Annotated in this window: 12 protein-coding genes; 8 read left to right on the top strand and 4 right to left on the bottom strand. The window is 73.2% G+C overall.

The features are described 5' to 3' along the window. Positions 1-53: 53 nt before the first annotated feature. The gene (locus AB0K03_RS27615; RefSeq protein WP_364690209.1) at positions 54-329 is read left to right on the top strand and encodes a GlsB/YeaQ/YmgE family stress response membrane protein; all 276 of its coding nucleotides are present in this window, start codon (positions 54-56) and stop codon (positions 327-329) included. A gap of 694 nt (positions 330-1023) precedes the next feature. On the opposite strand, the gene AB0K03_RS27610 is transcribed toward AB0K03_RS27615, so the two are convergent. From AB0K03_RS27610 to AB0K03_RS27600, 3 genes are all read right to left on the bottom strand, one after another. Beyond that, positions 1024-2796, bottom strand: a complete 1773-nt coding sequence (locus AB0K03_RS27610; RefSeq protein ID WP_364690206.1) for a PAS domain S-box protein — start codon at positions 2794-2796, stop codon at positions 1024-1026. Positions 2797-2933: 137 nt separating this feature from the next. After that, positions 2934-3767 carry a hypothetical protein gene (locus tag AB0K03_RS27605; protein ID WP_364690203.1) on the bottom strand — a complete coding sequence of 278 codons (834 nt, stop codon included), beginning with the start codon at positions 3765-3767 and terminating at the stop codon, positions 2934-2936. Between the two features lie 41 nt (positions 3768-3808). After that, positions 3809-4591, bottom strand: a complete 783-nt coding sequence (locus AB0K03_RS27600) for an enoyl-CoA hydratase-related protein (protein WP_364690201.1) — start codon at positions 4589-4591, stop codon at positions 3809-3811. 37 nt (positions 4592-4628) lie between these two features. Here AB0K03_RS27600 and hemW point away from each other — a divergent pair, with 37 nt between their 5' ends. Together hemW and AB0K03_RS27590 are read left to right on the top strand one after the other, a co-directional pair. Then, complete coding sequence (gene hemW, locus AB0K03_RS27595) at positions 4629-5828, top strand: radical SAM family heme chaperone HemW (protein WP_364690198.1); 1200 nt, start codon at positions 4629-4631, stop codon at positions 5826-5828. A 71-nt stretch (positions 5829-5899) separates the two neighbouring features. Continuing rightward, positions 5900-7699, top strand: coding sequence for a S8 family serine peptidase (locus AB0K03_RS27590; protein WP_364690195.1), 1800 nt, complete (start codon positions 5900-5902; stop codon positions 7697-7699). A 127-nt stretch (positions 7700-7826) separates the two neighbouring features. Here the strand turns inward: AB0K03_RS27590 and AB0K03_RS27585 are convergent, their stop codons facing one another. Beyond that, a complete protein-coding gene (locus AB0K03_RS27585) occupies positions 7827-8513 on the bottom strand; it encodes a DUF4870 domain-containing protein (RefSeq protein ID WP_364690192.1) in 687 nt (228 codons plus the stop codon). A 175-nt stretch (positions 8514-8688) separates the two neighbouring features. Between AB0K03_RS27585 and hrcA the strand changes: the two genes are divergently transcribed. The 5 genes from hrcA (at position 8689) to AB0K03_RS27560 (ending at position 13766) form a co-directional block, all read left to right on the top strand. Next, positions 8689-9711, top strand: coding sequence for a heat-inducible transcriptional repressor HrcA (hrcA, locus tag AB0K03_RS27580; RefSeq protein WP_364690189.1), 1023 nt, complete (start codon positions 8689-8691; stop codon positions 9709-9711). A gap of 65 nt (positions 9712-9776) precedes the next feature. Next, a complete protein-coding gene (gene dnaJ / locus AB0K03_RS27575) occupies positions 9777-10922 on the top strand; it encodes a molecular chaperone DnaJ (RefSeq protein ID WP_364690351.1) in 1146 nt (381 codons plus the stop codon). Between the two features lie 2 nt (positions 10923-10924). Next, positions 10925-11659, top strand: a complete 735-nt coding sequence (locus AB0K03_RS27570) for a 16S rRNA (uracil(1498)-N(3))-methyltransferase (protein ID WP_364690186.1) — start codon at positions 10925-10927, stop codon at positions 11657-11659. A gap of 32 nt (positions 11660-11691) precedes the next feature. Next, positions 11692-12726 carry an iron chelate uptake ABC transporter family permease subunit gene (locus AB0K03_RS27565; RefSeq protein ID WP_364690183.1) on the top strand — a complete coding sequence of 345 codons (1035 nt, stop codon included), beginning with the start codon at positions 11692-11694 and terminating at the stop codon, positions 12724-12726. Continuing rightward, positions 12723-13766 carry an iron chelate uptake ABC transporter family permease subunit gene (locus AB0K03_RS27560; RefSeq protein WP_364690181.1) on the top strand — a complete coding sequence of 348 codons (1044 nt, stop codon included), beginning with the start codon at positions 12723-12725 and terminating at the stop codon, positions 13764-13766. The genes AB0K03_RS27565 and AB0K03_RS27560 overlap by 4 nt, the downstream gene beginning before the upstream one ends. Positions 13767-13775 lie beyond the last annotated feature (9 nt).

Genomic DNA, 13775 nt, shown 5'->3' with positions numbered 1-13775 from the left:
AATCTGCCGTTCGACGGACGCAACGAATGCTCCACCCCCGAGGAGGAACACCCATGACTGTCACCGGCATCATCACCGCGCTCATCGTCGGTCTGATCATCGGCGCGCTGGGCCGCCTGGTCGTACCGGGCAAGCAGAACATCCCGATCTGGCTGACCATGGTCATCGGTGTCGTCGCCGCGCTGCTGGGCACCGTGATCGCCCGCGCCGTCGGCCTGGCCGACACGAGCGGCTTCGACTGGACCGAGCTGCTGTTCCAGGTTGTTCTCGCCGCCATCGGTGTGGCGCTGGTTGCCGGCATCGGCGGTCGCCGCAGCTACACCCGCTGACCTTCGGGCCCTCGCGGCCCGCAGGAATCGCACTGCCACAGAACGCCGGGTCTCCCACGGGAGCCCGGCGTTCTGCATGTCCGCGGAAAGGTCCGAGGAAACAGTTCGGAGAGGGCGGGGTAACGGGCGGAGAAGGGGTCGGGGAATGGCCGGCGAACGGGTCGGGAATGGGGATGCCGCGCTTGCGCAATGGTGAGACGACCATGCGGAGGGCGGCCCGGTCGGCGACGGCACGGCGAAGGATGGCGGGCGACCGGACGTGGTCGACCCGGCCGCAAGCGGATGACCCCACCCGGTAGGCGCGGCGGGTGGGCGCGGCGGCGGGTGGCCCCGTGCGGTGGACGGCCTGTGGCGCGGCGGCGGGTGGTCGCGTGCGGATGGCCGCGTGCGGGTGGGCGCGGCGGAGGGTGGCCCCGTGCGGCGGACGGCCTGTGGCGCGGCGGCGGGTGGTCGCGTGCGGATGGCCGTGTGCGGGTGGGCGCGGCGGTGGGGTGACCACATGCGGTGGGTGGCCGGGCCCAGGGTGCGGGGACGGGTCAGAGGAATGGGCAGCTGCGATCGCGACCCGGGGTGGTGGGTCGGCCGCGGCCCTGGACGTCAGCCCGGCGGGCCCGTTACGGCCTGGACCGGCCGGGTGGCCGGGTGTGTGCCACGGGGCTTCGCGGTGCCCGTACGTGTGAAGTGTGTTCGAAGTTCAGTAGCGGAATTTGTGCTGGGCGCTGCGGCGGTTCACCCAGGCGGGGAGTTCGTCCACGTGCTCGAGGTGGGGGATGCGTTCGAGGGGGTCGTGGGCCTTCGTGACGTCGCGCAGGGTGACGACGAAGCCTTGGACGAGGCGGTCTTCGCGCAGGTCGCGGTAGGTGGCCTCGACCAGGATCTGGGTCTCGTCCGGGCGGCGCAGGGCGCAGTGGAGGACGCCGTCTCCCTGTTCGCGCAGGGCTCGGCGGACCTGGCTGCTGTCGTCCGGGTGGACCAGGTCCTGCAGGGTGGTGAACGGGGGCAGGTCGTCCGTGCCGAGGAGTTTCTTCAGGGCCGGGCTGGCGTAGCGGATGACCTGGTCCTCGTCGATGACCAGCATGAGGTCGGCGGTGTTGCGGATGACCGCTCGCAGGTAGAGGTCGCTGTCGCGGCGGCCGACCGCTTCGACCAGGGCGATGCGGTCCAGGGCGAGGGCCGCCTGGCCGGCGAGGACCTCGAGGACGTCGCGTCCCGCTTCGAGGACGTCGCGGCGGCCCGACAGGATCAGGGCGCCGCCGTTGGGGCGGGCCACCGCCAGGGGTTCCAGCCAGAGCGGGCAGACCAGGGTGGCGTCCTGCGGGATCGGCTGCCTGCGGGTGGCGGCGTGCGGGGCCGCCTGGGCTGGGGTCGGCTCGGTGGCGTGCTGTGGGGGCGGCTGCACCCGAGCGTCGTCGGCTGTGCCGGGGGTGGTGTTCCGGGCGGGACCGGACGCCGGGGTGTCGGCGGGGAGCCACCAGCTGCGCTGGCCGGCGCCGGCCGGGGTGGCCGGCAGCGCTGCCGCGGTGAGCTGGCGGTCGTCTGGGGCGAAGACGATGCGGCGGATCGTGCCCGGCGGCAGCAGCTGGGCCGCGGCCGCGCGGACCGCCGCGCCGACGGCGGTCTCGTCGGCGGCCGCGACCAGGGCCTCGCTCGCCTCGCGAAGGGCCCGTTCGCGGGTCAGCGAGTGGCTGTTCTGGGCCACCGAGTCGGCGAGGCGGGTGATGGTCAGGACCAGGGTGATGAGACCGGTGACGGCGATGACGACGCCGTCGGTGACCGTGCCGGAGACCGCCTCGGTCAGCAGGACCAGCGGGGGCGTCGCCACGGACAGGCCGAGCAGGGCCGCCCAGCGGCCGTCCCACGGGATCGGGCGGGTCGACACCGGCTCGGTGAGGCGGGTCATCGACGGGTGCAGGGCCGCCGCCCCCCAGCTCAGGTACAGGACCATGTAGCCGGCCTCGGCGAACGGGCCCGCGGTGAGCGGGTAGACGATGTCGCTCATCAGCATCGCCAGGGCGCCGGTGCACAGCAGCAGGGCCGACCAGTTGAGCCACATCGCCACTGCCAGCCGGGCGGCGACCACGACGAGCAGCAGGCCGCCGATCACATCGGACGCGGAGACCACCGCGAACTGCTCGTTGGGGCCGATGCCGAAGACCCACACCACCAGCAGCGCCGAGCAGCCGCAGGCCAGCAGGTCGATGAGCCGGGCGCGGCTCATCAGGGCCGCGCCGCCGCGGGTGAACTGCAGCAGCGCCAGCACCACGAACACGAACATGCTGAGGTAGCTGACGTCGGCCGCGGTGAACTCGTCGAAGGCGTAGAACACGTCACCGACGGCGAGGCACGCGACCGAGGCGGCGAGCAGGATCCAGGGGCCGATGCGCGCGGGCCGGTGCCGGCTCACCCCGGTGACGATGCCGCCGACGCTCACGGCTCCGAAGAGGATCCATTCGAGGGCTTGGAGCACGCATAACTAGTACCAGTGCGGTCGCTGTCTGTCCATGTCGATGTATACGCAGCGCTATGACCAGGGCGGCCGCACGCGACCACGCCGAGCGACGTGAACGAACGTGAATACGAGAGCGAGTCGGGAAAGCGCGCAGCTCAGCGGAACACCTCGGCCACCACCGTGTCGTTGCCGACCCGGCGGTCCCCGGTTACGGGCTGCCACTTTCCGTCCGGCGCGGTCCACTCCAGATCCGCGAAACGTACCCGTTCGAGTCCGGTGGTCTTGGCGTGCGACACCAGCCAGTGCGCGTACCGCCAGCCGGAGCTCGGATTCTTGACCGAGACCGTGAGGCCGGCCTCCTGCGTCGCGGGGATGCCCCAGTCCAGCTCGAAGCCCTCGGCCAGCGCGGCGGTCGCCGCGGCCCCGCGCAGGGCGGGCTCCCCGGTGACCGTGCAGGCGACGGCGCCGGTGGCCCGCCCGGTCAGCGCCCGGGCCAGCACCGCCGACTCGTCGGCCCACTTCTCGTACGCGTTCGGGTACGCCGAGCGCTGCACCTTCTGCGCCGCATCGGTGACCCGCATGTGCTTCCAGCCCTTGACCTTCTTCAGGGCCGAGTAGAACTTCTCCGCCGCGTACCTCGGGTCCTGGATCTCCGCCGGCGAACCCCAGCCCTGGCTGGGACGCTGCTGGAAGAGGCCCACGGAGTCGCGGTCGCCGTCCTCGCGGTTCTCCAGCTTGGATTCCTGCAGCGCGGTCGCGAGGGCCACCACCACGGCGCGTTCGGGCATCTTGCGCCGGATGCCGACGGCGGAGATCGTCGCGGCGTTCGCCATCTGCACGGCGTCGAGGGTGACCTCGCCGTCGGCCCGCACCGTGCACTCCGGGCCCAGGCGGGGCAGCTTGAGGCTGCCGCCGAAGGACGAGCCGACGATCAGGCCGAGGGCGCCGAGCAGCACGACCACCGCGATGATCGCGATCGGCTTCTTCACCCCGCACCCTCCTCGTCGTCGCCGACAAGCCTAGACAACGATCACTCGCGAACGACGTCGAGCGGCACCCACGTCGCCGGACGCTTCTCGCGGAACGCCGCCACGCCCTCGCGTCCCTCGGCCGATTTGAAGTAGCCGGCGGAGCGTGCCGACAGGTCGGCCAGGTCGGCACGGATGGACTCGGCGGACGGACGGCGCAGCAGCTGCTTGGTGCCGGCGAGCGCGAGCGGGCCGCCGCGGACCAGCGAATCGCAGTACGCCCGCACGGCGGCGTCGAGCTCGCCGGCGGCCACGGCCGCGCTGACCAGCCCGATCTGCGCCGCGCGGGCGCCGTCGAACACGTCACCGGTCAGGTACAGCTCGGCGGCGGCCCGGGGTGCGAGCCGGGGCAGCACGGTCGCGCTGATCACCGCGGGGATCACGCCGAGGCGCACCTCGGAGAAGGCGAACGTGGCCTCGCGAACGCAGACGGCGATGTCGGCGGCGGCGATCAGGCCGAGCCCGCCCGCCCGGGCCGGCCCGGCGACCCGCGCCACGACCGGCTTCGGGAACTCCCAGATCGCGGCCAGCACGTCGGCGAGCATCTCGGCGGGCACCCGGCCGTTCTCCCGGGCCTCGGCGGTCTCCTTGAGGTCGGCGCCGGAGCAGAAGACCGGGCCGGTGTGCGAGATCACCACAGCCCGTACGGCGGGGTCGGTCAGGGCGGCGGTGAGGCCGTCGAGCAGCTCGCGCATGAGCGGGGTGGACAGCGCGTTGCGGTTGGCGGGACTGTCCAGCGTGAGGGTGGTCACGCCGGCGGCGGTGACGGTACGGACCAGAGCCATGCGCCAGACCTTAACGGCACCCGGGCACACTTGACGGATGCCTGGTCCCATGCCCGAGGGTGAGCCCGTGCCGAGCGACGGCTCGCTGCCCGCGTCCGCGCTGCACGACGTGGGCCGTAACGGCTTCGGGGTGTACGTGCACGTGCCGTTCTGCGCGAGCCGCTGCGGCTACTGCGACTTCAACACGTACACGGCCGCTGAGCTGGGCGGCGGGGCGAGCCGCGACGAGTACGCGGACACCGTGCTGCGCGAGCTGGCGCTGGCGGGGGGCGTCGTGCAGGCCCCGGTCGACACCGTCTTCGTCGGTGGGGGCACCCCGACGCTGCTCGATCCCGGCGACCTCGGCCGCATCCTCGAGGGCATCGACCGTACGTGGGGGCTCGCGGCGGACGCGGAGATCACCACCGAGGCCAACCCGGAGTCGGTGACGCCGGCGTCCCTGCAGGCGCTGCGCAAGGCCGGCTACACGCGGATCTCGCTCGGCATGCAGTCGGCGTCACCCGGCGTGCTCGCCATCCTCGACCGCCGGCACACCGCCGGGCGCGCGCCCCGGGCCGCGCAGGAGGCGCGCGAGGCCGGCTTCGACCACGTCAACCTCGACCTGATCTACGGGACGCCGGGGGAGACCGCCGAGGACTTCGCCGCCTCGCTGGACGCGGTGATCCGGGCCGGGGTCGATCACGTGAGCGCGTACTCGCTGATCGTGGAGGACGGCACGCGCATCGCGGCCCGGATGCGGCGCGGCGAGCTCGCGTACCCGGATGACGACGTCGCCGCGGATCGCTATCTGGCCGCGGACGCCGCGCTCAGCGCCGCCGGCTTCTCCTGGTACGAGGTCTCCAACTGGGCGACCTCCGCCGCGGCGCGATGCCGGCACAACCGCCTGTACTGGACCGGCGGCGACTGGTGGGGGCTCGGGCCGGGCGCGCACAGCCACGTCGGCGGGGTGCGCTGGTGGAACGTCAAACACCCTTCGGCGTACGCGAAGAGGCTGGCCGAAGGCATGTCACCGGGGCTGGGCCGCGAGGTGCTGGCGGACGAGGACCGCCACGTCGAGAACGTCATGCTGCGGCTGCGTCTGTCCGAGGGGCTGCCGCTCGAACTGGCCGATCCCGCGGGGGCCCGGCAGGCGCTGGCAGACGGTCTCCTGGAGCCCGTCGCGTACGCCGAGGGTCGAGCCGTTCTCACTCTGCGTGGTCGACTGCTTACGGATGTGGTGGTTCGCACGCTGCTTTAGCTTTGCGCCGCTGAAAGTCTGCCGATTGACCGTTGGCGCCGGAGGCTCCGGGCGCCGGGGGAGGAATCGGGATGCGAGCGGGCACTCGGCGGTGGCTGACGGCGGCAGTGGCGGGCGGCGTGGTCGTGCTGGGCGCGGCGAGCCCGGCGTACGCCGCCGACGGTGAGACCGCGGACACCTACGCCACCGTGGTCGACGGCAGCGGACGGCCGACGTACGTCGAGGTCGAGGCGCCCACCGTGGCGCAGGAGATCCGCAAGGCCGAGAGCTTGCCGGGCTCCGTCGGCGCGGCCGTCGAGACACCGGTCAGGATCGCCGGCACTGCCGCCGACGACCCGCTGCGCTTCCTGCAGTGGGACAACGACGCGCTGCGCCTCGACGACATCACCCCGCGACCGGCCGTGGCCGGGCAACTCGTCGCCGTGATCGACACCGGGGTGAGCCCGGCCGAGGAGGACTGGGCGGCCGGTCAGGTGCGCTGCGACCTCGGGACGGACGTCGTCGGGGACGCGTACGCGGCGGCGAGCGGCGGCACCGGCTGCGTCGACCCGCACGGCCACGGCACCCACGTCGCCGGGACCATCGGTGCGGTCGCCGGCAACGGCATCGGGATGGCCGGGGTCGCGGGCGGCGTGCAGATCATGCCCGTACGGGCCCTGGACGCCACCGGCTCCGGCGGCGACGTGGACATCGCCCGGGGCATCGTGTGGGCCGTCGACCACGGCGCCACGGTGATCAACATGTCGATCGGCGGGCCGCGGTCGGGCGCGTACGACGCCGCCGTCGCGTACGCGGTCGATCATCGGGTGCCGGTGGTCGTGGCGAACGGCAACAACCGGCTGGACGGCGACGCCCCGCAGTGGCCGGCGTCGGTGCCCGGCGTCTTCGCGGTCGCGGCCACCGAGTCCGGCGGCGGGTCGGCGTCCTACAGCAACAGCAGCGGCACCGCGCTGATCGCGGCGCCCGGCAGCCGGATCCTCAGCATGGACGTCAAGCACACGACCCCGGGTACGCCGTACGTCTACATGAGCGGTACCTCGATGGCGAGCCCGCACGTGGCGGCGGTCGCGGCGTTGTGGCTGGCCGCGCACCCGGGCGGCACGGTCGAGCAGCTGCGCGGCGCCCTGATCGCCACGGCGACCGATCTGGGGGCGGCCGGCTTCGACAACCTGTACGGGTACGGCCTGGTGAACCCTTACGAGCTCTTGACGCCGGCTCCGGCTCCCGTTGTCGCAGAGCCTGCTCCCGTTGTCTCTGAGCCTGCCCCCGTTGTCTCTGAGCCGGCACCCGTTGTCGAAGAGCCGGCGCCTGCGCCTTCTCTGGTGGCGCCCGCCGCTCCCGGATCGGTAAGGGTGCTCGCGCAGACCGAGGCGCTGCGGGTGAGCTGGGACGCCGTTGCCGCGACGAGCACCGCGCCGGTCGAGGGGTACCGGCTCTACCGCAACGGGGTGCTGCGGGCCACGCTGGCCGGGACGAGCTTCACCGACCGGGTGGACGGTGGGGTCGCGTACACGTATGCCGTGGAGGCGTACGGCGCCGGGGGTACGTCGGGGCAGGTCAGTGCGGTGGGGACGGCGCGCTGGGCTCCTGCCCGGCTGTCGGTGAACCGTACGGCGGTGCTCAAAAAGGGCCGGATCGTGGTGCGGGGCACGTCGCTGCGGCCGGGGAGCACGGTGGTGGTGCGGGAGACGTACGCGTACCGGAAGGCGACGCGGACAGTCGTGCTGGCCGTGGTCCGGGTCAGCGGGGGTGACGACGTGTCGTTCACCGTGCTGCCGGCGCAGGGCGCCCGGACCGGGACGCTGAGCCTGCAGGCCGTCGATCACGGCGGCCGCGTGATCCGGGTGAGCCGCGCGATCCGGGTGGGGTGACCCCGCCGGGCCGGTCGGGCCCGCGAAAGCCGGGCCGGCGCGGCCCGCCGAAAGGCCGCGCGGCCTGCGGAGAAGCCGCGCGGGGACCGGTGGGCGGCGCCGTCGAGAGCCCGGCGCCGCCGTGCGGTCACTTGATCATCGAGACCGTCATCGGGTAGTTGTACGGCTCGTTGTTGTTGGCCTTCACGCCGGCGATGACGCCGACGATCGTGGCGATCAGCCACGCGGCGATGCCGATGAAGATGCCGACGACGATGCAGCTGAGGATCCAGCCGACGACCGCGATGATCGACCAGAGGATCTGGAAGTTCAGCGCCTTGACCGCCTCCGCGCGCACCACCGGCGACTGGTTGCCGCGGGCGAGCAGCGCGATCAGCGGCGCGATCCAGCCGGAGCAGCCGCCGCCGAGGAAGGCGCCGGCCGCGCCGCCGAAGTGGGCGACGAGGATCCAGGTCTTGTCGTCGCCGCCGCCCTGGCCGTAGCCCTGCGGCGGGTAGCCGGGCTGGCCGTACGCGCCGGGCGGCGGGTTGCCGTACCCGGGCGGGGGCGGGGTGCCGTAGCCGGGCGGCGGCGGGGTGGCGCCGTATCCGCCCGCGCCGGACGAGGGCGGCGGGTAGGCGCCGGCACCGGAGGACGGCGGCGGGGCGTACCCGCCGGCGCCGGACGTGGGCGGCGGCGTGCCGTAGCCGGGTGGCTGGGGAGAGCCGTACGCCGGAGGCGGCGGCGGGGTCGGGTCGTTGCCCGGATATGGGTTGATCGGCGCGGTGGGGTCCGAGGGATTTCCCTCACCGGGCGGACGCGGCGGTTCAGTCATGCGCAACACGGTAGGACCGCCGGTCGAACGTGGCGAGGGCAACACCCGGGTGAGGTCGGAGAATAGACACTCGGCTAAGTACACCCGGACCAGCGGCCGATCATCGCGCGCGGGCGCACGGCGACGTAGACTGGCACTCGACTTACGGGAGTGCCAAAGGACAGGGGGAGGGGTCATGCCGCTCGATGACCGCAAGCTCGAGGTGCTCCGGGCGATCGTCGAGGACTACGTCGCCACGCAGGAGCCGGTGGGCAGCAAGGCCCTGGTGGAGCGGCACCAGCTGGGCGTCTCGCCGGCGACCGTCCGCAACGACATGGCCGTCCTCGAGGAGGAGGGCTACATCCGGCAGCCGCACACCAGCGCCGGCCGGGTGCCCACCGACGCCGGTTACCGGCTCTTCGTCGACCGGCTGTCCCGGATCAAGGCGCTCAGCCCGGCCGAGCGCCGCGCGATCGAGCGGTTCCTCGCCGGCGCGGTCGACCTGGACGACGTCGTGCACCGCACGGTGCGGCTGCTCGCCCAGCTCACCCGCCAGGTCGCCGTCGTGCAGTATCCGAGCCTCTCCCGCTCCTCGGTGCGCCATCTGGAACTCGTGCCCATCTCCACGACCCGGCTCATGCTCGTGATGATCGCCGACACCGGCCGGGTCGAGCAGCGCCTGGTCGAGCTTCCCGGCCCCGCCGACACCGACGACGTGCTCGACATGCGCCGCCAGGTCAACGCCAAGCTCGCCGGGGAGCGGCTCGCCGACGCGCCGCCGCTGGTGCAGGCGCTGGTCGACGAGTGCTCGCCGGAGAAGCGCAACACGATGGCCTGCCTCGCGTCGGTGCTGCTGGAGACGCTGGTCGAGCGCAGTGACGAGCGCCTCGCGCTGGCGGGGACGGCCAACCTGACCCGCGGCGGCGTGCTGGACTTCCAGGGTTCGCTGCGACCGGTGCTCGAGGCCCTCGAGGAGGAGGTCATCCTGCTCAAGCTCATCGGCGAGGTGGAGCCCAGCACCACCCGGGTCCGCATCGGCGACGAGAACGAGATCGACAATCTGCGGGCGGCATCGGTGGTGAGCACCGGTTACGGACCGGGTACGACAATCGTTGGTGGGCTCGGCGTGCTGGGCCCGACCCGGATGGACTACCCCGGCACCATCGCGACCGTGCGTGCCGTGGCACGCTACGTTGGCGATCTGCTGGCACAGAACTGACGCACAAGCGACGGACGACGGTCTCCAGCGCACAGCGCGGGGCAGACATGAGGACTCGAAACCCTGTGGCCAAGGACTACTACGGAATTCTCGGCGTCAGCCGGGAAGCCACCGACGACGAGATCAAGCGCGCCTACCGCAAGCTGGCCCGTCAGTACCACCCGGACGTGAACCCGGACCCCGACGCGCACGAGAAGTTCAAGGACATCAACGCCGCGTACGAGGTGCTCTCCGACGATCAGAAGCGGCAGATCGTCGACCTCGGCGGCGACCCCCTGGCGCCCGGCGGCGGTGGGGCGGGCGGCCCCGGTGGCCCCGGCGGCGCGGGCCCGTTCGTCGGCTTCCAGGACATCATGGACGCCTTCTTCGGCACGACCGCCGGCGGTGGCGCCCGGGGTCCGCGCCCGCGCACCCGGCCCGGCGCCGACGCGATCCTGCGCCTGGAGCTCGACCTGGTGGAGACGGCGTTCGGGGTCGAGGCGCCGATCACCGTCGACACCGCGGTGCTGTGCACCCAGTGCTCCGGCGCCGGCACCGCGCCCGGCACGCACCTGGCCACCTGTGAGACCTGCGGCGGCCGGGGCGAGGTGCAGTCGGTGCAGCGTACGTTCCTGGGCCAGGTCGTCTCGTCGCGCCCGTGCCAGACCTGCCAGGGGCACGGCACGGTCATCCCGCACCCTTGCCCGACCTGCGCCGGCGACGGGCGCATCCGGACCCGCCGCTCGCTGACGGTGAAGATCCCGGCCGGCGTCGAGGACGGCATGCGCATCCGCCTGGCCCAGCAGGGTGAGGTGGGCCCGGGCGGTGGCACGGCCGGCGACCTGTACGTCGAGATCCACGAGCGCCCGCACGACGTCTACTCGCGCAAGGGCGACGACCTGCACTGCCGGGTCACCCTGCCGATGACCGCCGCGGCGCTGGGCACCCGGCTGACCATCAAGACGCTGGACTCCGAGGAGAACATCGAGGTCAAGCCCGGCACCCAGCCGGCGTCGACGCTGCGCGTCCGGGGCAAGGGCGTGCCGCACCTGCGCGGTCAGGGCCGCGGCGACCTCTTCGTGCACCTCGACGTGAAGACGCCGACGAAGCTGACCCCCGACCAGGAGCGGATGCTGCGCGACTTCGCCAAGACCCGCGGCGAGGACGTGGCGGAGCTCAGCAAGCAGGGTGGTTTCTTCTCGCGCATGCGTGACGCGTTCAACGGCCACTGACCGTGTCGGCTCCACTGTTCCTCGTGGAGGACCTGCCGGCCGGGTCGCGCCACACGCTCGCCGGCAAGGAGGGCCATCACGCCGCGGACGTGCAGCGCGTCCGGCCCGGCGAGGAGATCGTGCTGGCCGACGGGCGGGGCGGGTCGGTCCGGGCCGAGGTCACCGCGGTCGGCCGGGGCAGCGTGGACGTCGTCGTGGGCGAGCGCTCGTACGCCGCCGCGCCGGATCCGCGCCTGGTCGTGGTGCAGGGAATCGCCAAGGGTGACCGGGGCGAGCTGGCCGTGCAGGCGATGACCGAGACGGGCGTGGACGAGATCGTGCCGTGGGCGGCGTCGCGCTCGGTGGCGCAGTGGCGCGGCGACCGCGGGGTGCGCGCCCGCGAGAAGTGGGTCGCCACCGCGCGGGAGGCGGCCAAGCAGGCCCGCCGGCCGTGGCTGCCGGTGGTCGCGGGCGATCCGGACGTCTCCACCAAGCAGGTCGCCGCCCGGCTGGGTCAGGCGGCGGTCGCGTTCGTGCTGCACGAGGAGGCCACCGACCGGCTCAGCGCGGCGAAGCTGCCCGAGTCGGGGGAGGTCGTGCTGGTCGTGGGGCCGGAGGGCGGGATCACCGACCAGGAGCTGGGTGCGTTCGTGGCCGCGGGAGCGCATCCGGTGAAGCTGGGCGACTCGGTGCTGCGGACCTCGACGGCGGGCGTCGCGGCCCTTGCCGTGCTCTCCGTCAGGTTGGACCGATGGTGACCGGTAGGGAAGGGTAGCCTAAGCTCACCCGCATGGTCGCGACGCGTACGCCGGTGCCCGCGCGACCGCGGACCCGGGCGCGGTTGGGCACGGGACTGCTGATCTGCCTCGGCGTGCTCGCGGTCGTGGGCCTGCTGAGCATCGCTCTGGGCACCCGGACCGTCTCGCCGCAGACCGTGTGGGACGCGTTCTTCCACTACGCCGACACCGACGACCAGTCGATCGTGCGCGACCTGCGGGTGCCGCGGACGATCCTGGGGCTGCTGGCCGGCGTCGCGTTCGGACTGTCCGGGGCGGTGATCCAGGCCGTCACCCGCAACCCGCTCGCCGACACCCAGATCCTCGGCGTCAACTCCGGCGCCGGACTCTTCGTCGTCTTCGCCGTCGGCGTGCTCGGCCTGACCAGCCTCTCGCAGTACCTGTGGTTCGGCTTCGCCGGCGTCGCGTTCGCGCTGACCCTGGTGTACCTGCTGGGCTCCGCGGGACGGGCCGGTGCCACGCCCGTACGGCTGACGCTGGCCGGGGTGGCGCTCGGCGCGGTGATGGACGGCATCTCCGGCGGCATCCGGCTGGTGCGGCCGCGCGCGTTCGACTACCTGCGGTTCTGGGACATCGGCTCGCTGGCCGGGCGGCCCGCCGACGTGGCCCTCACGATCCTGCCGTTCGTGGCCGCCGGGACGGTGCTGGCGCTGCTCGTGGCCCGGTCGCTCAACGCGGTGGCGCTAGGGGACGACCTGGCGCGGACGCTGGGCGCGGGCGTGGGCCGTACCCGGGTCCTGGCGACCGCGTCGGTGATGCTGCTGGCCGGCGCGGCCACCGCGGCGGTGGGCCCGATCGGGTTCGTCGGGTTGATGGTGCCGCACCTCGTGCGCTGGATCGTGGGGCCGGACCAGCGCTGGATCTTCGGCTACACCGTCGTGCTCGGGCCGGTGCTGCTGCTCGTGGCCGACATCGTGGGCCGGCTCGTGGTGCGCCCGGGGGAGCTGCGCGTCGGCGTGGTGACCGCGTTCGTCGGCGCGCCGGTGCTGATCTGGTGGGTGCGCCGGCGGGCGGTGAGCGCGCTGTGAGCGTCGATTTCGGACGCCGGGTCCTGACGGTGCGCGCCGGCGGGCACGTGAGCGGCCGGATGGCGGTCAGGCCCGCGATCGTCTGCGTCGTCCTGGCGGCTGCGGCGCTCGCGGCGGCGGTCCTGGCATTGGGTACGGGCGAGTTCACGCTGCCGCCTCGCCAGGTGCTCGAGGCGCTGGCCGGCGAGGGCACCCGCGCGGCGCGGCTCGTGGTCGTCGAATGGCGGCTCCCTCGCGTGCTGCTCGCCCTCATGATCGGCGCGGCGCTGGGGCTGGCCGGTGCGATCTTCCAGGCGCTGACCCGCAACCCGCTGGGCAGCCCGGACGTCATCGGGTTCAACACCGGCGCGTACACGGGTGTGCTCGTCGTGACGGTGTTCGTGGGCAACGGCTACCACCTGACCGCGGCCGGCGCGCTGGTCGGCGGGTTGGCCACCGCCGCGGTCGTGTACGTGCTGGCCTTCAAGCGCGGCGTGCAGGGCTTCCGCCTGATCATGGTGGGCATCGCGATCAGCGCCATGCTCGGCTCGGCCAACCAGTGGTTCGTCACGAAGGCCGACCTGCAGGCCGCGTTCGCCGCCGCGCTGTGGGGACAGGGCAGCCTGAACGGGCTCGGCTGGGCGCAGGTCACCCCCGTCGCGGTCGCGTTGGGGGTGCTCTGCCTGGTGCTGATCGCGTACGGGCCGCGCCTGGCGCTGTTGGAGATGGGCGAGGACGCGGCGGCGGGGCTGGGCGTCCAGGTCGCGCGGGTGCGGCTCGCGTACCTGGTCGTCGGGGTTGCCCTGACCGCCGTGGCGACGGCCGCCGCCGGGCCGGTCTCGTTCGTCGCGCTGGCCGCCCCGCAGCTGGCGCAGCGGCTGACCCGTACGCCCGGGATCGCGCTCGTCCCGTCCGCCGTGATGGGAGCTTTCCTGCTCATGGTCAGCGACTGGCTCGCGCAGCGGGCGTTCGCGCCGACCCAGCTCCCGGTCGGCGTGGTCACCGTGTCGGTGGGTGGCATCTACTTCGTCTGGCTGCTCGTGCGCCAGGCCCGTCGGTGAGAGGGCAAC

It is taken from the genome of Actinoplanes sp. NPDC049316 (assembly GCF_040677315.1).
Lineage (GTDB): Bacteria > Actinomycetota > Actinomycetes > Mycobacteriales > Micromonosporaceae > Actinoplanes.
Note: the sequence above shows the minus strand (reverse complement) of the source record. Positions and strands in the feature narration are given on the sequence as shown.